Consider the following 17,756-nt stretch of genomic DNA (forward strand, 5'->3'; position numbering starts at 1 on the left):
GGCCCCCTGCCCCACACAGGGTCCCGACCGGTTACACCAGGCCGAGTATTGCCAACGCAAGCGCCAGTATAGACGTACTCAACATAAATCCCAGCTGCCAGTACAGCGTTTTTTTCACCCCAATACGCAGCGCACTGCGCTGGTAGATATGGTCGCGATGCGCTTCCCACCAGCGCTGTCCCGCCAGCACCCGACGCAGCAGCGTAAAGCTAGCGTCCAACCAGAAGGGTGCGAACACAATGATTGGCACCAGCAAACCAAAAGCACCGCGCTGCCAACCGTAAAGACTGACGGCCACCACAGCCAGCCCCAGGGTCGTGGAGCCCGCATCGCCCAGGAAGATACTGGCCGACGGCCAGTTGAAGCGCAGGAATACCAGCGCACAGACAACCAGCAGCGTACAGACACCGGCGATATCGCCCTGCCCGCGCAGACCAGAGACGAATCCCAATGTCGCGAAACCGATGGCCGTCATACTGCCTGCGAGGCCATCCATACCATCCATAAAATTGTACAGATTGATCATCCATACACCGCCCAGTAAGAGCAGCGGGTACCACCACCAAGTGAGCGGCTGCGGCAAAGCGGACAGCACCAGGGCCACGGCCAGCAAATGGACTGAAAAGCGGATGCGTGCAGCAACGTGCCGCAGGTCATCGATTACCGAGACGGCCAACAGCAGCACAAATCCCGCCATCAATGACAATGGTAACGAGACGGGGCTCGCGACCAGCGCCGCCAAACAGCCGGCGATTAGCGCCCAGCCACCAGTCCTCGGCACTGGCGTTTCATGCATGGAGCGATGGTTCGGCAGGTCTAGCGCGAATTCGCGCAAATTGGACAGCAACACAACGGTTACTCCGTAGCTGACCACAACTGCCAGTACCGCTGGGGGCAACCACCCCCCCATAAACTCCATCAGGCAACCCCTTGCAAAAACTGGCTGTATCTCTCTTCAGCACGCCACGGCAGTGCGCGACGCAATCGAGCGGCACTATAAAGTTCGCTCTGCTCCAGCTCAAGTAAAGCGCGGACAACCGACAGGCCCCGCAGGGGGCGCAGTGGCGCCAGTACCAGGGAAGTCAGACGCCTACTGGTCCGCACATGTACACCGGTCAACGCGAGAATGATGCCTGCCAGGTCGTAATAGTTGGGCTCGGCGACGATATAGACCTGCCGGTCACAGTATTCCGCCTCCGCCAGCAGGACGATTGCCCGCACCAGATCCTGAAGATTGATAACGCTGCGGCGACCACTGGCTGGCAACACCGGGGCCAAACGGCCCAGAATACTCAACCGCCCCCGCCAGCGCCCGGCTTTACCACCTCTTTGGGCATTCTCGTTTTCGCAGCCGTAAACCGCTGCCGGACGAACCAGGTTGACCCGGCACCGGCATTGTTCGGACAGCAACTGCTGCTCGCCCAGCCACTTGCTGTATCCGTAGACATCTTTCGCCGGCGAGCCGGTATCCTCATCCGCAACCCGGCCCTGCGGCGGGCAGACCGCCTTGACACTGGAGAGGTAAGTAAAAGACTCGGCACCCGCGGCTTCCGCAAATCGCAGCAGCAGCGTCGGGCAGTCACTGTTGAGCCAGCGCGCGAGACCCGGACTACGCTCACAGTCAGACCTGCCGGCCAGTCCGGCCGCGTAGATCACCCGGTCACCGGTCTGGAAAAGAGAGGAAAAATCACCGTCGGGCGTCAGTGAGAGAGATCGGTGGTCACAACCTTCCGGGCCATTGGGGGCGCGAGATACAGACAGCACCAGCTGGCCGTCCGAAGCAAGGCGACGACAGAGTGCCTCGCCGATATATCCAGTGCCGCCTATTACCACCCAACGCGCCATCTGTTGTGTTACCCACAGTAGTTCTTTTCCCGAGACACTAGTCGACAGTCAACTACTAAACTGCCGACTGTGCACGGATTGTTAAATTTAGAGCTGAATCCTGTCGCGATTCTTCTCCAGGGTTGCGGTGCCTATGCCTTTGATCTCGAGCAACTGCTCAATCGAGGTAAATGGCCCCTTCTCCTCGCGGTATTTGACGATCAATTCCGCGCGAGCAGCGCCGACACCTTCGAGCTTTTCAGCCAGTTCGGTAGCCGAGGCGCTGTTGAGATTGACCGTTACTACAGCCATCTGCGTATTATCGGTCTGCATGTCATCGGCAACGGCAAGTGCCGAGGTACAGATCATAAGCAGCGCGGCGAATATGATAGAAATTGGTGTACGGATAAGATTCATTACGAACTCCCAGTGAACATTAATTATTTTCACATTGGGACTGCGTTTACTCCCCCAACCCGCGACACTTTACCAACTCATTGCGCGCCTTTGGTCACTAAATGATTACACGCCATTACAACAGCGTTACATCGATTATTCCGCGCCGATCTCCGCCAGAATTTTTCGCAACGCCTGCATCGGGTCCGCTGCGGCAGTAATCGGCCGACCGATCACCAGATAATCGGCCCCCCATTCCAGTGCCTGGGCTGGGGTCACGATTCGCCGCTGATCATCGGCGGCAGCGCCGGCCGGACGGATGCCGGGCGTCACCAGGGCAAACTCCGCGCCACATTGGCGGCGCAGAGCCTGAGCTTCCTGCGCAGAACAAACGACACCATCCAGGCCGGCATCCTCAGCCAGGGCAGCGAGAGACAACACCTGCTCTTCAAGGGTGCGCTCCACGCCGATGGCCGCCAACTCTTCCGGCGCAGTGCTCGTCAGGACAGTCACTCCGATCAGCAGCGGTTTACGCTCGCCATACGGGCGCAACGCCTCAACAGCCGCTGCCATCATACGCGCACCGCCACTCGCATGGACATTGACCATCCAGACCCCCAACTCTGCAGCCGCTCTCACCGCGGAGGCGACAGTATTGGGAATATCGTGAAACTTGAGATCGAGGAAAACCTGAAAGTCCCGTGACACCAACTCTTTGACGAGCTGCGGCCCGGCAATGGTGAACAGCTCCTTGCCGACCTTGACACGACACAGGCTGGGATCGAGCTGATCCGCCATCGCCAGTGCAGCTTCGGCGTTGTCGTAGTCCAGCGCGACAACGACAGGGGAAGAAACCTGAGATTGCAAAGATATACCTCTCATTAGCGCGCCCGGCGCGCCCTATTCGTGGACAATGGTTGACCGCTCACTCGCCCTCCACCCCCTTGACGGAGCGCACGGAATCCCAGTGCTTACAACTGGGGCAGAGCCAGTGGAGCTGATTACCGGAAAAACCGCAATTACTGCAGCGGTAATGGGGTCGACTGGCAATCAGTTGGTCAATCAGGGTTTTGAGCAGAGACAGATTCTCTCTCGCCCGCCCCTGAGTAGTGTCGATATGCAAGTCAATAAAGTGCCCCAGACCGCGCAACGACGGGCGCAGAGCCAGCTGCTTGCCCATAAAGGCCGCAGCAGCCGCCTCGCTTTCATGGCGATGGATTCTCTCGGTCAGCGCAATCAGCACGCTGTTTGACGGGTGTTCCCGCAACAGCGACTCCAGATAGCGATCCAGCCCTTTTTCATCGCCTATCTCCTGGTAACAGGTGATCAGCAACTCGAGAATTTCCGGGATATAGTCCGGATTCTGCTTTGGAATCCGCTGCAAAACCTTGATTGCCTCGCGCGGGCGGCCGAGCAGGTACTCGAGCTTCCCCCAGAGCAGGTTGGCGCGCACGGAGTTGCGATCATACCCAAGCGCAGCATCGATATGTTTACGGGCACTCAGGTAGTCCTTGTTGTTGATCGCCTCCTCCGCCAGCTCACAGCAGAAATGCGCCTGTATCGGCGCCCATTCAGGCGACAGGCGTTTGAAGCGGCGACCGTGCAGGAGATTGACCGCATGAATGGCTTTCGACCATTCGCGCTCGTCGCGGTAGACCTCCACCAGATGTTCGAGACTGGTATTGCGCAGCTCGGAAGAAGTTTCCACCAGTTCCTGTAGCAAGCGCTCCGCCCTATCCAGCCAACCGGCGGCGATATAGTCACGCGCCAGCTCGAGCTGGGCCTTCTGCTGGCTGACACGCGTAAGGCTCGGGCGCGCGAGCAGGTTCTGGTGCACGCGAATGGCCTGGTCGTGTTCACCGCGCTTGCGCAGCAGATTGCCCAGTGCCAGATGCGTGTCGAAAGTTGCGCTGGTGACTTCGAGCGCATCGATAAATTTATCTATGGCGTCATCGTGACGCTCGCTCAACAGGTAGTTGAGCCCCTGCGCATAAGAGCGCGCCAGCGCCTGCTGTTGCTGGCTGCAATCGGCTTTTTTTCTCGTGCTTCTGCGCCCCAGTATCCAGCCGATAGCGATGGCGGCGAGCAGAAAAAAGAAAAAAGTGAGGTCGAGCAAGTTAGTCTCCGGACACCTGTCGGCGTACTGTCTGGAGTTCACGCTCCAGCCGCTGCAACTGCCGCTCCAGCCCGCGTGCGCGACGGCGCTCCGCATAGAACGGCAACAGGCTGACAACAAAGCCCAGCAACAGCCCAAGCAACAGAAAGCCGATCAACCAGAAGCCCACACTACCCGACGGCAGCGCGTATCCGGCAAAACTTGGCGCTATGACATTGGGATTGTCCACAGCGAAGTAGACCCCGACGGCAATGCATAGCAGGGCCAACAATCCGTAGAAGAGACGCATCAACCAGCGCAAGAATGACAAGGGAACCTCCACGTTCCACCAGGTGTGACTAGCTCAACAATCCGACGGGGTTTCTATCTCGCCTTCCTTGCCCCATCTTTTCCCGCAGCGATCGGCATTTTGGCCAGCCTCGGGCAAAATAATCATACTTCGGTCACCGTCTCGTCGTGCATACTGCGATTGACCCGGTCGCGCAGCTCCTTACCCGGCTTGAAATGGGGTACATATTTGCCGGAGAGCGCCACCGCATCTCCTGTCTTAGGATTGCGGCCGGTCCGCGGTGCGCGATAGTGCAGCGAAAAGCTGCCAAAACCCCGTATCTCTATGCGTTCCCCCTGGGAAAGCACGTCCGACATAGTGTCCAACATCACCTTCACCGCCAGCTCCACATCTTTGACTGGCAGCTGATCCAACCTCAACGCAATCCTATCGATCAGTTCGGATTTGGTCATGCGCCCCGCAACCTTCTGTAAGTCATTGATTATTCTAGATTAGAGCGGCAATCATCTAATAGAAAGCCGGACTGGGCAACCCCAGTCCGGCTCTCAAATTGCCCTAAACAATCAATTCAGGGCTTTTAACAACCAAGAGCTATGACACCCCTGCAAAACGTAGCGAGCGGGTGGCTGGCGGTGACCGCCGGAGCGCAGGAAGCGGAGTGTACTGCAGTACATGAGCATTCCGAGCACCGCCGGCCGCCGTCAGGCGCACGCGCAGTAGTTTTTCAGGGGTTCCCGATTACTCTTTGTTGTTCATCTGCGCCTTGATCAGGTCACCGATAGTCGCCGGCTGAACCTGCTCAGCCTGCTTCTTGCTGTGATCCTTGATCGCTTGCTTCTCGTCGTCCTGATCCTTGGCTTTGATGGACAGGCTGATCACGCGGTTCTTGCGATCCACGCTGGTGATCTTGGCCTCTACCTCTTCGCCTTCCTTCAGCACGTTGCGGGCGTCTTCGACCTTGTCGCGGCTGATTTCGGAAGCGCGCAGTACGCCTTCCACTTCTTCCGCCAGGACAATAACCGCCTGCTTGGCGTCAACTTCTTTCACGGTACCGGTAACGATGGTGCCGCGGTCGTTGGTCGCCACGTAGTCAGAGAACGGATCGGACTCCAGCTGCTTGATACCCAGGGAGATGCGCTCGCGGTCGGAGTCGATACCCAGGATAACAGTCTCGATTTCATCGCCTTTCTTGAACTTGCGCACAGCTTCTTCGCCGGCTTCGTTCCAGGAGATGTCGGACAGGTGCACCAGGCCGTCGATGCTGCCGTCCAGACCGATGAAGATACCGAAATCGGTGATGGACTTGATCTTGCCGGAGATCTTGTCGCCCTTGGCGAACTTACGCGCGAAGGCATCCCACGGATTTTCCTGGCACTGCTTGATACCCAGGGAGATACGGCGACGCTCTTCGTCGATGTCCAGAATCATCACCTCTACCTCGTCGCCAACGTTGACAACTTTGGACGGGTGGATGTTCTTGTTGGTCCAGTCCATTTCGGAAACGTGAACCAGACCTTCGACGCCCTCTTCCAGCTCGGCAAAACAGCCGTAGTCGGTCAGGTTGGTCACAACCGCCTTCACGCGGCTGTTTTCCGGGTAACGCTGCTTGATGGATACCCACGGATCTTCGCCCAGTTGCTTCAGGCCCAGGGATACACGGCTGCGCTCGCGGTCGAACTTCAGTACCTTGACTTCGATCTCGTCGCCAACGTTCACGATCTCGCTCGGATGCTTGATACGCTTCCAGGCCATATCGGTGATGTGCAGCAGGCCGTCGATACCGCCCAGGTCCACGAAGGCACCGTAGTCGGTCAGGTTCTTGACGATACCCTTGATGCTCATGCCTTCCTGCAGGCTGGCCAGCAGTGCTTCGCGCTCTTCGGAAGTCGCAGCTTCCATAACGGCGCGGCGGGATACCACAACGTTGTTGCGCTTGGCGTCCAGCTTGATGACCTTGAATTCGAGCTCTTTGCCTTCCAGGTGCGCGGTATCGCGAACCGGACGTACGTCTACCAGAGAGCCGGGCAGGAACGCGCGGATGTTGGCAACGTCGACAGTGAAGCCACCTTTAACCTTGCCGCTGATAACACCTTTAACCACCTCGTCAGCAGCGTGGGCCGCGTCGAGGATCTTCCAGGCTTCAGCGCGCTTGGCTTTTTCACGGGACAGACGGGTTTCACCGAAACCGTCTTCTACCGCTTCCAGGGCAACCTGTACTTCGTCGCCCACCTGCAGCTCAATTTCACCTTTGTCGTTGGCGAACTGCGCAGCAGGGATAACGCCTTCAGACTTCAGGCCCGCGTGTACGGTAACCCAGTCTTTGTCCACGTCGATCACAACACCGGTCACGATGGAACCCGGTGCCATCTCTACGCTTTTCAGGCTCTCTTCAAATAAATCAGCAAAGCTCTCGCTCATTACATTACCTATATAGATGGGCCCAGCCGTTGGTAACTATTCAGTTTAGTCAACCGCCAGCCGTGACCCCACCGCGCTGCCAGCACGCGGGTCGGATTACGACAACGGCCGGGCGATTCTGGCTGATCCCGGCCGCTGTCGTTTAAAAACTATTTACCTTATCAAGCTCGATCGCTCCCGGCGATCGAGCTTGGTCGCGGCAGAAAACCTGGCGCAGGTGCGCGGACCCGCTGGGTTTTCTGTCGCTCGCATTGGCTGCGCCAATGGCGGCACAGCCCTGTGCCGCTGCGTTGTTCAAGCAAGTGCCGGTGCAGGCTAAGCGCGGATGCGGTCGCGCACCAGCTGCAGCACTATCTGCAGGACGCCGTCGATATCCACCCCGGTACTATCCAGCTCAACCGCGTCTTCGGCGGGAGCCAGGGGGGACGTGGCGCGGTTCATATCGCGCGCGTCGCGGGCGCGGATGTCCTCCAGCAGGTCGCGGAGGCTAACAGAAACCCCCTTCTCCCGCAACTGCTCGAAGCGCCGCCTGGCGCGCTCCTCGGCGCTGGCGGTCAAAAAGATTTTGACCGGCGCGTCGGGGAACACGGTGGTGCCCATGTCGCGCCCGTCGGCGACCAGCCCCGGGGCCTGACGGAAGTCCCGCTGGCGCTGTAATAGCGCGGCACGCACACCGGGCATTGCGGCCACCTTGGACGCCGCCATACTGACCCGTTCCAGGCGGATATCGTGACTGACGTCCTGCCCCTCCAGCAGTGATACCACCTCCCCATCGCGCAGCTCAAAGCGGATATCCAGGTTGGCGGCGATCTCGGTCAAGGTCGCCTCGTCGGTCAGATCGGCCTCGCGGTTCAGTGCCGACAGGGCCGTCAGCCGGTAGAGGGCACCGGAGTCCAACAGGGCGTAGTTCAGTTTGTCGGCCAGCAATCTGGCAATAGTGCCCTTACCCGATCCACTGGGGCCGTCGATGGTAATGACCGGCGACGGATTGTTTACTTCACTCATAAGATCCTTACTTTCGGGATGCCGCAAGCGCCCCGCTCAATACAGTGCGCTACGCCAGCTGCAACTTCAGGCCAGCCCGCTTCGCCAACTCGGCAAAGTTCGGGAACGAAGTCGCCACATTGGCGCAGTGCAAAATGCGTATGGTATCGCGCGCGCGCAGAGATGCCACGGCAAAGGACATCGCAATGCGGTGATCGCCGAGACTGTCCACGGTGCCACCACCAAAGGCCGTATCTTCCCCCGCCCCCTGAATGACGATACCGTCCGGTGTTGGCTCGGCATTGACACCAAGAATGCGCAGCCCATCCGCCATCGCCTGGATGCGGTCGCTCTCCTTGACTCGCAACTCCTCGGCACCGGTCAATACCGTCTCCCCCTCGGCACAGGCAGCAGCGACAAACAGCGCCGGAAATTCATCAATCGCCAGCGGCACCTGGTCTTCGGGGATGCGAATACCCTTCAGGGGCGCGTAGCGCACGCGGATATCCGCCACTGGCTCACCGCCGACTTCACGCCGGTTCAGCAGCTCTATGTCCGCTCCCATCGCGCGCAGGATATTGATCACGCCGTCGCGGGTCGGATTGATACCCACGTGCTCGAGCAGCACGTCGGACCCCGGCGCGATTGCCGCGGCCACCATAAAGAAAGTGGCCGAGGATATATCCGCCGGCACATCGATTTTGCACGCGACCAGCTTGCCGCCGCCGCTGAGCATCGCGCGGGCGCCGCTACGCTGCACCTCGTAGCCAAATCCCTGCAACATGCGCTCGGTGTGATCGCGGGTGGGCGCGGGTTCAGTAGTACTGGTCTCGCCATCGGCGTAGAGGCCGGCGAGCAACACGCAGGATTTCACCTGGGCACTGGCCATCGGCAACAGATAATCGATACCGTGCAGTGTACGTCCACCCTTCACCACCAGGGGTGGGCGCCCCTCCGGGCCGGTTTCGATAACCGCGCCCATCTCGCGCAGCGGGTCGGCGACACGGTTCATCGGGCGCCTGGACAGGGACTCGTCACCGGTCAGCGTGACATCGAACGCCTGCCCGGCCAGCAAGCCCGCCAGCAGGCGCATCGAGGTGCCGGAATTGCCCAGGTACAAAGGCCCCGGCGGCGCCTGCAGCCCGTGCAGTCCCACGCCGTGAATCACCACACGACCGTCCACCGGCCCTTCGATAACAACACCCATATCGCGAAACGCCTGCAGGGTCGCGAGCGCGTCCTCACCCTCGAGAAAGCCCTCCACCTCGGTGACGCCTTCGGCCAGGGACCCCAACATAATGGACCGGTGGGACATGGATTTGTCGCCGGGCACCCGCAGGCTACCGCTGACAGCGCCCCCCGGTTGTGCAATAAAAGTAACTTCCTGTGCTTGCATAGGCTCTGTATACGCTTTTCTGGCCAACAATTTTGTAAAGTGATCCCGCGCCGCCTTGGCCCGGGTGAAGACGCCCATCAGGCGCTCGCTGTCACCGGCCGCAATGGCTGCGCGCAGCGAAGACAGATTAGCGCTATATAGATCGATCGCCTGCAGAATTGCATCGCGATTTGCGAGCATAATGTCCCGCCACATAACCGGATCACTGGACGCGATACGGGTAAAATCGCGGAAGCCGCCGGCGGCGTAGCGGAAGATATTTTCGTTCTCGGCATCATGCGCGAGGGTATCCACCAGGCCGAAGGCAATCACGTGCGGCAGGTGACTGGTGGCGGCGAGCACTTCGTCGTGCTCAGCCACCGGCATATTCAGGACTTCCGCACCCGTCGCCTGCCACATCTGCACCACGCGTTGCAGATGATCCGCAGCGGTATTTTTCAGTGGCGTCAGGATAATGCGATGGGCAATGTAGAGATCGTCTCGCGCTGCCGTCACGCCGCTCCTTTCCGAGCCGGCTATCGGATGACCGGGTACCAGAAATTCCGGCACCCGCCCCCAAACCCTTTCCGCCGCGGCGATCACACTGCCTTTGACACTGGCGCCGTCGGTTACGGTGACACCTGCGGGCAGCCGGCCGCGCAACTCGGCAAACACCTGCTCCACCGCAAGCGTCGGCACCGCGATAAAAATCACATCTCCGGCGTCCAGCTCGGGTAGCAGTTCGCCGAGATCTGTCACCGCGCGATCCACTATGCCGAGTTCAACGGCCTGCTCACAGGTGCGCGGACGGCGGGCAACGCCAACCACCTCGCGACAGGCACCGGCCGCTTTCAGGGACAGCGCCAGACTGCCCCCGATCAAACCGATGCCAACAACCACCAGGCGGCCGATAAGCGGTCGCCCCATCAGAGCACTCCGCGCGGATAGGAGCCGAGCACCTTGAGATCCGATGCGCAGGCTCCGACTTCTGTCAGCGCCGCGGCAATTTCCGCGGTATCGCGGTGACCCTTGAAGTCGATAAAAAACACATAAGTCCAGTTGCCGGATTGCGAGGGCCGGGTTTCCACCCGCGTCAAGTCGACATTGTGGCGCCGGAAAGGCTCGAGCAGGTCGTGCAGGGCGCCCGGCTCGTTGCGCATCGACACCATCAGCGACGTCTTGTCGTCGCCGCTGGCCGGCACTGCCTGCGAGCCGATTATCAAGAAACGGGTGGAGTTGTCGGGACGGTCCTCGATTTTCTCCGCCAATACCTTCAGGCCGTAGAGTTCAGCGGCCATATCGCCGGCGATTGCCGCGGCATTCCACTCCCCTTTCACCCGCTTGGCCGCCTCGGCATTGCTGGCCACCGCCACCCGCTCCACATTCGGGTAATGGGAATCCAGCCACTTGCGGCACTGCGCCAGACTCTGCGCGTGCGAGTAAATGCGGGTGATCGCGTCCGGACGGGTGATATCGGAAATCATCAGGTGATGGTGTATACGCAGCTCCACCTCACCGCAGATCCTGAGGTTTGATGTCATAAAGTTATCAAGCGTGTGGTTGATTACACCCTCGGTGGAATTCTCCACCGGCACCACGCCGTAACTAACCGCGCCGGCTTCTACCTCACGAAACACTTCATCGATCGCCGCCAGCGGACGGCTCTGCGCCGAATGGCCGAAATGCTTCAGCGTAGCCTGCTGCGTAAAAGTGCCCTCGGGTCCGAGATACGCGACCTTGACCGGTTCTTCCAGGGCCAGACAGGCTGACATGATTTCGCGGAACAACCGCGCCATTTCCTCATCGGTAAGCGGCCCCTTGTTACGCTCCATGGCCCGGCGCAACACCTGCGCCTCGCGCTCCGGCCGGTAATACAGCGCGTCTTCACCGGTCGCTTTTTTAACTTTCGCGACTTCCAGCGCGCACTCGGCCCGCTCACTGATCATGCGGGCGATCTCGCCATCGATCTCGTCGATACGGTCGCGCAGCGCCAGCAGGCGCTGGTCACTGCTGATGGTTTCTTCAGTCATCCGTCTGCCTACATATTTCCTGATTACTCTGGATCCAGAACCCGGGAAAAGGTACCAGAGCCAGATGCGAAGGCCCTGCTGTCGGGGGACGTCCGGGAAACGATTGCCGATAAGGTTGTTTACCGGACGTCCACCGGCGGCGGGGCCGCCACTAAGCCTAACCGAAATCGCTCAGCCGCAGCGCTTCTCGAAATCGACCATAAAGGCCACCAGCGCCTCGACCGCCTCTAAAGGCACCGCGTTGTAGAGCGATGCACGCATACCGCCGACGGAGCGATGCCCTTTCAGGTTCAGCAAGCCCGCCTCTTCGGCCTGCTGCAGAAACTCTTTGTCGAGCCTTTCATCGGCGAGCACAAAAGGCACGTTCATCCGCGAGCGACTGGATTTTTCCACCGGGCTGGAATAAAAATCGCTGCCATCGATAAACTCATACAGCAGAGAGGATTTTCTCTCCGCCAGTTGCGCCATCGCCTCGACTCCGCCCTGCTCCTTCAGCCACCGGAACACCAGACCCGACAGGTACCAGGCGAACGTGGGCGGCGTGTTGTCCATGGAACCGGCGTCGGCGGCGATCTTCCAGCTGAGGCTACGCGGAATCTCCGGCAGGGTGCGATCCAGCAGATCATCACGCACTACGCCTACCGCAATACCGGAGGGGCCGATATTTTTCTGCGCCCCGGCATAAATTACCCCGAATTTCTCCACCGGAATCGGCTGCGACAGGATATTCGAAGACATGTCCGCCACCAGCGGACAGCTGACTTCCGGCACGTAATCAAATTCCACACCGCCGATGGTTTCATTCGGCGTGTAATGGAAGTAAGCCGCATTCTCGTTCTGGCACCAGCTGTCGGGACCGGGCGCATAAGTAAAGTTCCGGTCTTCACTGGAGGCCACTATATTGACCCGCCCGTAGCGTCGCGCCTCCTTGATGGCTTTTTCAGCCCACTGCCCGGTATGAATATAGTCCGCGACCCGCTCCTCCCGGCTGCCACCGGCGCCGAACAGATTCCACGGCACGGCACTGAATTGACCCGTGGCGCCCCCCTGCAGGAACAGCACCTTGTAGTTGTCGGGAATATTGAGCAGGTCGCGCAGATCCTGTTCGGCGCGCTCGGCCACCTCGACAAATTCCGGCGAGCGATGGCTGATCTCCATCACCGAACAGCCGAGGTCGCGCCAGTCGAGCAGTTCCTGTTGCGCCTGTAGCAAAACAGGTTCCGGCAGCGCAGCCGGGCCGGCACAGAAATTAAATTTCCTCATGAAGCAACTTCCACAAGAACACAGAGAAATGGTTACAAATTCAACTAGATAAACCGACGCAAAAACCGCCATTCGGAGCAAAGCGCATCACGCTTTTGCCGCGGTTTTAGCGCGCCAGAGTCAAAAAAGGCCGCGAAGTTCGCAGCCTTTATTGTCAGCGCCGATGGGGATCACTCCTCCCCACCCTCGTCATGCTCGCCATCTTCGCCTTCCTCACTCTCCTGGATGCGCGCCAGACCAACCAGCTTCTCGCCGGTCTTGAGTCGGATCACCCGCACACCCTGAGTGTTGCGACCAAGTATGGAAACTTCGTCGACACGGGTCCGCACCAGTGTACCCTGGTCGGAAATCAGCATGATTTCCTCACCCGGATGGACCTGGCAGGCACCGACCAACTCGCCATTGCGCTCACTTTCAGCGATAGCAATGACACCCTGAGTACCGCGTCCCTTGGTGGGGAAATCCGCAGTGGCGGTGCGCTTGCCGTAGCCGTTCTCGGTCACCATCATCACGGACCCACCCTCTTCCGGGATCACCATGGCGATGACACACACACCCTCGGCCATGCGGATACCGCGCACACCGCGGGACACCCGCCCCATGGAGCGCACATTCTCTTCCGCAAAGCGCGCCGCCTTACCAGCGCTGGTAAGCAGCAGCACATCGCGGCCGCCGTCGGTGATGGCAGTGGCCACCAGGCGATCATCCTCATCCAGTTCGATGGCGCGCAGGCCGACGCTGCGCGGGCGCGCGAAGGCGGTCAGCGGGGTCTTCTTCACGGTGCCGTTGGCGGTGGCGAAGAAAATAAAGTGGTCCTCGTCGTACTCGGACACCGGCAGCATGCTGGATATACGTTCATCTTCCTCAAGCGGCAGCATGTTCACCATCGGGCGACCGCGGGAAGCTCGGCCGGCGGTCGGTACTTCGTAGACCTTGAGCCAGTACACCTTGCCCCTGTTGGAGAAGCACAGGATGGTGTCATGGGAGTTGGCAATCAGCAGGTGCTCGACGAAGTCCTCGTCCTTCACCTGGGTTGCAGACTTGCCCATGCCGCCGCGGCGCTGGGCCTGGTAGTCCGCCAGCGGCTGGCTCTTGGCGTAGCCACCGTGGGAAATGGTCACTACCTTGTCTTCTGGGGTGATCAGGTCTTCTACGGTCAGGTCCTGGCGGGAGGCGACAATATCGGTGCGGCGCTCGTCGCCGAACTCCTTGTCGAGCTGTTCCAGTTCCTCGCGGATCACTTCCATCAGGCGCTCGAAGCTGCCGAGAATATGCAGGTATTCAGCGATCTGCTCCAGGCGCTCCTGGTATTCGGCCAGCAGCTTGTCGTGCTCCATGCCGGTCAGGCGGTGGAGGCGCAGCTCCAGGATTGCCTGGGCCTGGGCCTGCGACAGGTAATAGGCACCATCACGCAGGCCGAATTCCTTCGGCAGGTCGTCCGGGCGGCAGGCGTCGGCGCCGGCGCGCTCGAGGAACTGCTGCACCTCGCCGACCGGCCAGCCCTTGGCCAGCAGTGCCTCGCGCGCATCCGCCGGAGTGGCGGAGGACTTGATCAGCTCGATCACGGGATCGATATTGGAAATCGCTATCGCCAGGCCTTCGAGGATATGTCCGCGCTCACGTGCCTTGCGCAGCAGGTAGACAGTGCGGCGGGTGACCACTTCCTGGCGGTGGCGGATAAAGTATTCGAGCAGCTGCTTCAGGTTCAGCACCTTGGGCTGGCCGTCCACCAGCGCCACCATATTGATGCCGAACACACTCTCCAGCTGGGTCTGGGAGTAGAGGTTGTTCAGGACCACATCGCCCAGCTCACCGCGCTTGAGCTCGATGACTACGCGCAGGCCATCCTTATCGGATTCATCGCGCAGCTCGGAGATACCCTCGATCTTCTTGTCCTTGACCAGCTCGGCGATGCGCTCGATCAGGCGCGCCTTGTTCAGCTGGTAGGGAATCTCATGAATGACGATGGTCTCTTTATTGGCCTTGTCATCGCGCAGCACCTCCGCCTTGGCGCGCACATAGATGCGCCCGCGACCGGTGCGGTAGGCCAGCAGGATACCGGCGCGGCCGTTGATGGTGGCCCCGGTGGGGAAGTCAGGCCCCGGGATATATTCCATCAGGTCGTCGACAGACAGCTCTGGATTGTCGATTAGCGCCAGGCAGGCCCGCACCACTTCACTCATGTTGTGCGGGGGGATATTGGTGGCCATACCCACGGCAATACCGGAGGAGCCGTTTACCAGCAGGTTCGGCACCCGCGACGGCAGCACTTCCGGCATCTGCTCGGAACCGTCGTAGTTGTCGATAAAGTTGACGGTTTCCTTGTCGAGATCGGACAGCAGTTCATGGGCCAGCTTGTCCATGCGGATCTCGGTGTAACGCATCGCCGCCGGGCTGTCGCCATCGATGGAACCGAAGTTGCCCTGGCCATCCACCAGCATGTAGCGCAGCGAGAAAGGCTGGGCCATACGCACGATGGTGTCGTAGACCGCGGTATCGCCATGCGGGTGGTATTTACCGATTACGTCACCAACGACACGTGCCGATTTTTTGTACGGCTTGTTCCAGTCGTTCTTCAGTTCGTTCATCGCGAAAAGCACGCGCCGGTGCACCGGCTTCAGGCCATCGCGTACATCCGGCAGCGCGCGGCCCACAATCACACTCATCGCATAGTCCAGATAGGACTGCTTGAGTTCTTCTTCGATATTGATCGGAGAGATTTCTTTGGCTAATTCGCCCATGGCTTATGGCGTTCCTTTTTATAGCGCGGGCGTTAGTACGGTGCCCGGATAAGCGGGCGATTCTACCACAGTTTGGCGCCAGAGGATGGTGTCCTTATATGCCGCAAACACTGGATCCACTCCCGCCAGGGCCGCCAGTTGCCGGCGGAGTGCTCCACCGCTAAAGTCTACCGCTTCGCAAACAGCCGCCAAGCCACCTCCATGCCCCAAGTCATCGACAAACTGATACGCGCGCGCTGGATAATTCCGGTCGTACCCGCACAAAAAGTGTACAGAAATTGTGCGCTCGCCATCGACGATGGCAGGATCGTCGCCCTGGTTCCAGCTGCCGAGGCGGCCGCACGTTTCGCGCCGCGCGAGGAAGTTCATCTCGACCAGCACGCACTGATTCCGGGGCTGATCAACACCCACAATCACGCGGCGATGACGCTGCTGCGCGGCATCGCCGATGATCGCCCGCTGATGGAGTGGCTGGAGCAGCATATCTGGCCGACAGAGAAGAAATGGGTGAGCCCGGAATTTGCCACAGATGGCAGCCGCCTGGCCGCCGCGGAAATGCTGCGTTCCGGCACTACGACATTCTCCGATCAATACTTTTTTCCCGAAGCCACCGCCCAGGTCGCCAGGGAATCCGGCATGCGCGCCCAGATCGCCTTCCCTGTGATCGACTTCCCCACCCCCTGGAGCCGCAACGGCGACGAGGCATTGCAGAAGGGTCTGGCACTGCGGGACGACTACCGCGCCCACGAGCGCGTCGAGGTAGTGTTCGCTCCCCACGCGCCCTACACGGTCGGCGATGCCACCCTGGAAAAGATTGCGGTCTACGCCGCCGAAGCCCAGGTTCCGGTGCAGATGCACCTGCATGAGACCAGCGGAGAGGTTGAACGCGCCCTCGCCGAAAGCGGTGAACGCCCTACCGAGCGACTACAGCGACTGGGCCTGCTAGGCCCGCAGACCCTGTGCGTGCACATGACCGAGGTAAACGAGCGCGATATAGAGCTGCTGCAGCAAAGCGGCGCCCATGTCGCCCACTGCCCCAAGTCCAACCTAAAGTTGGCATCCGGCTTCTGTCCGGCCGCCAGACTGCTGGATGCCGGCGTGAACGTGTCCCTGGGTACGGACGGTGCCGCCAGCAACAACAGCCTGGACCTGTTCGCCGAGGCCAATACCGCCGCCCTGCTTGCCAAGGCGATCAGCGGAAATGCCGCCGCCCTGCCCGCCCACCAGACACTGGCCATGGCGACGATCAACGGCGCCCGCGCACTGGGTATCGACGAAATTACCGGTAGTCTCGAGGTGGGCAAGAGTGCCGACCTCACCGCTGTCGATCTCGGCGGGCTCGAGCAGCAACCACTGCACGACCCGATCTCGCAACTGATCTACACCGGCGGCGGGCACAATGTTAGCGACGTCTGGGTCGCCGGCAGACAGCTGCTGAAAAGCCGCAAGCTGCAGACACTCAATGAAGCGGAGGTGATTCAGCGGGCCCAGCACTGGCGTGCTAGAATCGCCGGCCATTCTGAGTAATGGCAACAACTCCCGGCAGCAGTGCCGCCCTCAGCTTCCCGAGCTCGGGCAGGAAGCGAATGTAGTAACGGAAAAACACATGAGCAATGTCGATCCGGCGGAAATCGCCAAGTTTGAACAGCTCGCCAGCCGCTGGTGGGACCGCGAGGGCGAGTTCAAGCCGCTGCACGAAATTAACCCCCTGCGCGCCAACTACATCGACCAGCGGGCACCGGTCGCCGGCAAGAAGTTACTCGATGTGGGCTGCGGTGGCGGAATCCTGACCGAAGCCATGGCGCAGCGCGGTGCCGAAGTGACCGGCATCGATATGGGCGAGGCGCCGCTGAACGTCGCCAAGCTGCACGCGCTTGAGAGCGGCGTCAACGTGGAATATCGACGCATTGCCGTGGAGGAACTGGCACAGCAACAGCCCGCCAGCTTCGATATTGTCACCTGCCTGGAAATGCTCGAGCACGTACCCGATCCCGCCTCGGTAATCCGCGCTTGCGCGGAACTGGTTAAGCCGGGTGGCCAGCTGTTTTTCTCCACCATCAACCGCACCGCCAAAGGCTGGCTGCTTGCCGTCGTCGGCGCAGAATACGTGCTGCGACTGCTACCCAAGGGCACGCACGAGTACGGCAAATTTATCCGCCCGTCAGAAATGGGCACCTGGATCCGCCAGGCTGGACTGGATACTCGCGACATCACCGGCATGACCTACAACCCGCTAAGCCGCAGTTACAAACTGAATCCGCGGGACGTAGACGTGAACTACCTGATGCACGCCAGCAAACCGGAATAAGTGACTGCATAC

At 60.2% G+C, this 17,756-nt stretch carries 15 protein-coding genes; 2 read left to right on the forward strand and 13 right to left on the reverse strand.

Annotated elements, in window-relative coordinates; genetic code table 11:
• Positions 1 to 31: 31 nt before the first annotated feature.
• From BUC36_RS03060 to gyrA, 13 genes are all read right to left on the reverse strand, one after another.
• Entirely contained in the window at positions 32 to 919 is an 888-nt protein-coding gene (locus BUC36_RS03060; RefSeq protein WP_073271312.1) for an MraY family glycosyltransferase, read from the reverse strand.
• A complete protein-coding gene (locus BUC36_RS03065; protein WP_073271316.1) occupies positions 919 to 1,845 on the reverse strand; it encodes an NAD-dependent epimerase/dehydratase family protein in 927 nt (308 codons plus the stop codon). The genes BUC36_RS03060 and BUC36_RS03065 overlap by 1 nt, the downstream gene beginning before the upstream one ends.
• Positions 1,846 to 1,932: 87 nt before the next feature.
• The gene (locus tag BUC36_RS03070) at positions 1,933 to 2,241 is read right to left on the reverse strand and encodes a ComEA family DNA-binding protein (protein WP_073271318.1); all 309 of its coding nucleotides are present in this window, start codon (positions 2,239 to 2,241) and stop codon (positions 1,933 to 1,935) included.
• A gap of 135 nt (positions 2,242 to 2,376) precedes the next feature.
• A complete protein-coding gene (pyrF, locus tag BUC36_RS03075; RefSeq protein WP_234994874.1) occupies positions 2,377 to 3,087 on the reverse strand; it encodes an orotidine-5'-phosphate decarboxylase in 711 nt (236 codons plus the stop codon).
• A 58-nt stretch (positions 3,088 to 3,145) separates the two neighbouring features.
• Positions 3,146 to 4,336, reverse strand: a complete 1,191-nt coding sequence (gene lapB / locus BUC36_RS03080) for a lipopolysaccharide assembly protein LapB (protein ID WP_073271322.1) — start codon at positions 4,334 to 4,336, stop codon at positions 3,146 to 3,148.
• Position 4,337: 1 nt separating this feature from the next.
• Complete coding sequence (locus tag BUC36_RS03085; protein ID WP_234994875.1) at positions 4,338 to 4,646, reverse strand: lipopolysaccharide assembly protein LapA domain-containing protein; 309 nt, start codon at positions 4,644 to 4,646, stop codon at positions 4,338 to 4,340.
• A 122-nt stretch (positions 4,647 to 4,768) separates the two neighbouring features.
• Positions 4,769 to 5,077 carry an integration host factor subunit beta gene (gene ihfB / locus BUC36_RS03090; protein ID WP_073271328.1) on the reverse strand — a complete coding sequence of 103 codons (309 nt, stop codon included), beginning with the start codon at positions 5,075 to 5,077 and terminating at the stop codon, positions 4,769 to 4,771.
• A 286-nt stretch (positions 5,078 to 5,363) separates the two neighbouring features.
• Positions 5,364 to 7,043 (reverse strand): 30S ribosomal protein S1, encoded by a 1,680-nt coding sequence (gene rpsA / locus BUC36_RS03095; RefSeq protein ID WP_073271330.1) that lies wholly within the window; start codon positions 7,041 to 7,043, stop codon positions 5,364 to 5,366.
• A 315-nt stretch (positions 7,044 to 7,358) separates the two neighbouring features.
• Entirely contained in the window at positions 7,359 to 8,048 is a 690-nt protein-coding gene (cmk, locus tag BUC36_RS03100) for a (d)CMP kinase (RefSeq protein WP_073271332.1), read from the reverse strand.
• Positions 8,049 to 8,097: 49 nt separating this feature from the next.
• Positions 8,098 to 10,329 carry a bifunctional prephenate dehydrogenase/3-phosphoshikimate 1-carboxyvinyltransferase gene (locus BUC36_RS03105; RefSeq protein ID WP_073271334.1) on the reverse strand — a complete coding sequence of 744 codons (2,232 nt, stop codon included), beginning with the start codon at positions 10,327 to 10,329 and terminating at the stop codon, positions 8,098 to 8,100.
• The gene (pheA, locus tag BUC36_RS03110; protein WP_073271337.1) at positions 10,329 to 11,432 is read right to left on the reverse strand and encodes a prephenate dehydratase; all 1,104 of its coding nucleotides are present in this window, start codon (positions 11,430 to 11,432) and stop codon (positions 10,329 to 10,331) included. The genes BUC36_RS03105 and pheA overlap by 1 nt, the downstream gene beginning before the upstream one ends.
• 171 nt (positions 11,433 to 11,603) lie before the next feature.
• The gene (gene serC / locus BUC36_RS03115) at positions 11,604 to 12,695 is read right to left on the reverse strand and encodes a 3-phosphoserine/phosphohydroxythreonine transaminase (protein WP_073271339.1); all 1,092 of its coding nucleotides are present in this window, start codon (positions 12,693 to 12,695) and stop codon (positions 11,604 to 11,606) included.
• Between the two features lie 170 nt (positions 12,696 to 12,865).
• On the reverse strand, positions 12,866 to 15,436 hold the full coding sequence (gyrA, locus tag BUC36_RS03120) for a DNA gyrase subunit A (RefSeq protein ID WP_073271340.1): 2,571 nt from the start codon (positions 15,434 to 15,436) through the stop codon (positions 12,866 to 12,868).
• A 201-nt stretch (positions 15,437 to 15,637) separates the two neighbouring features.
• On the opposite strand from gyrA, the gene BUC36_RS03125 reads away from it, so the two are divergent.
• Both BUC36_RS03125 and ubiG read left to right on the forward strand, forming a co-directional pair.
• Positions 15,638 to 16,963 carry a TRZ/ATZ family hydrolase gene (locus BUC36_RS03125; protein WP_073274496.1) on the forward strand — a complete coding sequence of 442 codons (1,326 nt, stop codon included), beginning with the start codon at positions 15,638 to 15,640 and terminating at the stop codon, positions 16,961 to 16,963.
• Between the two features lie 79 nt (positions 16,964 to 17,042).
• Complete coding sequence (gene ubiG / locus BUC36_RS03130; RefSeq protein WP_073271342.1) at positions 17,043 to 17,744, forward strand: bifunctional 2-polyprenyl-6-hydroxyphenol methylase/3-demethylubiquinol 3-O-methyltransferase UbiG; 702 nt, start codon at positions 17,043 to 17,045, stop codon at positions 17,742 to 17,744.
• The last annotated feature ends 12 nt before the right edge of the window (positions 17,745 to 17,756 follow it).

The sequence above is a fragment of the Microbulbifer donghaiensis genome (assembly GCF_900129095.1).
In the GTDB taxonomy this organism is placed as follows: Bacteria; Pseudomonadota; Gammaproteobacteria; order Pseudomonadales; family Cellvibrionaceae; genus Microbulbifer; species Microbulbifer donghaiensis.

Excerpts from the sequence above, each read along its gene's own strand:
- cmk (WP_073271332.1), bottom strand. The coding sequence starts at position 8,048 with ATGAGTGAAGTAAACAATCCGTCGCCGGTCATTACCATCGACGGCCCC.
- serC (WP_073271339.1), bottom strand. The coding sequence starts at position 12,695 with ATGAGGAAATTTAATTTCTGTGCCGGCCCGGCTGCGCTGCCGGAACCT.
- BUC36_RS03065 (WP_073271316.1), bottom strand. The coding sequence starts at position 1,845 with ATGGCGCGTTGGGTGGTAATAGGCGGCACTGGATATATCGGCGAGGCA.
- rpsA (WP_073271330.1), bottom strand. The coding sequence starts at position 7,043 with ATGAGCGAGAGCTTTGCTGATTTATTTGAAGAGAGCCTGAAAAGCGTA.
- BUC36_RS03060 (WP_073271312.1), bottom strand. The coding sequence starts at position 919 with ATGGAGTTTATGGGGGGGTGGTTGCCCCCAGCGGTACTGGCAGTTGTG.
- BUC36_RS03125 (WP_073274496.1), top strand. The coding sequence starts at position 15,638 with ATGCCCCAAGTCATCGACAAACTGATACGCGCGCGCTGGATAATTCCG.
- pheA (WP_073271337.1), bottom strand. The coding sequence starts at position 11,432 with ATGACTGAAGAAACCATCAGCAGTGACCAGCGCCTGCTGGCGCTGCGC.
- BUC36_RS03070 (WP_073271318.1), bottom strand. The coding sequence starts at position 2,241 with ATGAATCTTATCCGTACACCAATTTCTATCATATTCGCCGCGCTGCTT.
- gyrA (WP_073271340.1), bottom strand. The coding sequence starts at position 15,436 with ATGGGCGAATTAGCCAAAGAAATCTCTCCGATCAATATCGAAGAAGAA.
- ubiG (WP_073271342.1), top strand. The coding sequence starts at position 17,043 with ATGAGCAATGTCGATCCGGCGGAAATCGCCAAGTTTGAACAGCTCGCC.
- BUC36_RS03105 (WP_073271334.1), bottom strand. The coding sequence starts at position 10,329 with ATGGGGCGACCGCTTATCGGCCGCCTGGTGGTTGTTGGCATCGGTTTG.
- ihfB (WP_073271328.1), bottom strand. The coding sequence starts at position 5,077 with ATGACCAAATCCGAACTGATCGATAGGATTGCGTTGAGGTTGGATCAG.